Origin of the sequence: Arthrobacter sp. ok909, assembly GCF_900104405.1 — a bacterium.
Lineage (GTDB): Bacteria > Actinomycetota > Actinomycetes > Actinomycetales > Micrococcaceae > Arthrobacter > Arthrobacter humicola.
The window spans coordinates 1-1335 of the sequence record NZ_FNJS01000078.1 but is presented as its reverse complement, the minus strand read 5'-3'; the positions used below and the strand labels follow the sequence as shown (position 1 = coordinate 1335).

Here is a 1335-nt window from a genome sequence, read left to right as displayed (position 1 = left end):
CAGGGCACCGAGCGTGCCCAGTACATCATGCGGAGCCTGCTTCAGCGGGCCGGGGCGCAGAGTGTGGGTGTTCCGATGGTGACCACCACGGACTACGTCAACACGATCCCGGTGGACCAGGAGGCGCCGTTCCCCGGGGACGAGGAGATCGAGCGGAAGTACCGGGCGTGGCTGCGCTGGAATGCCGCGGTCATGGTGCACCGGGCGCAGCGGGCGGACATCGGGGTCGGCGGGCACATCTCGACCTATGCCGGGGCCGCGACCCTGTACGAGGTCGGGTTCAACCACTTCTTCCGCGGCAAGGACCACCCCGGCGGCGGGGACCAGGTCTTCTTCCAGGGCCACGCCTCCCCCGGCATGTACGCCCGGGCCTTCATGGAGGGCCGGCTGAGCGAGGAGGACCTGGACGGGTTCCGGCAGGAGAAGTCCAAGGAGGGCCACGCCCTGTCCTCCTACCCGCACCCGCGGCTGATGCCCGGGTTCTGGGAGTTCCCCACGGTCTCGATGGGCATCGGGCCGATGAACGCGATCTACCAGGCCCAGTCCAACCGGTACCTGCACAACCGCGGCATCAAGGACACCTCCGACCAGCAGGTCTGGGCGTTCCTGGGCGACGGGGAAATGGACGAGCCCGAGTCCCGCGGCCTGCTCCAGCTCGCCGCGAACGACAAGCTGGACAACCTGAACTTCGTGATCAACTGCAACCTCCAGCGCCTGGACGGCCCGGTCCGGGGCAACGGCAAGATCATGCAGGAACTCGAGGCGTTCTTCCGCGGCGCGGGCTGGAACGTGATCAAGGTCGTCTGGGGCCGGGAGTGGGATGACCTGCTGGCCAAGGACGAGGACGGCTCGCTCGTGAAGATCATGAACGAGACCGTCGACGGGGACTACCAGACCTACAAGGCCGAATCCGGCGCGTTCGTCCGCGAACACTTCTTCGGCCAGACCCCGCAGACCAAGGAAATGGTCCAGGACCTGACCGATGACCAGATCTGGAACCTCAAGCGCGGCGGCCACGACTACAACAAGGTCTACGCCGCGTACAAGGCCGCGACCGAGTTCAAGGGCAAACCCACCGTCATCCTGGCCCACACGGTCAAGGGCTACGGCCTGGGCACCCACTTCGAGGGCCGCAACGCCACGCACCAGATGAAGAAGCTCACCCTCGCGGACCTGAAAGCCTTCCGCGACCACCTGCGCATCCCCATCACCGACGACCAGCTCGAAGCCGACCCCTACCGGCCCCCGTACTACCACCCCGGCCCGGACGCCCCCGAAATCCAGTACCTCATGGAACGCCGCCGCGCCCTCGGCGGATTCGTCCCCGAACGCCGG

1 pseudogene is annotated in these 1335 nt (G+C 67.1%); it reads left to right on the top strand.

The features are described 5' to 3' along the window. A pseudogene (locus tag BLR03_RS23815) lies at positions 1 to 1335 on the top strand (pyruvate dehydrogenase (acetyl-transferring), homodimeric type); the annotation flags it as partial.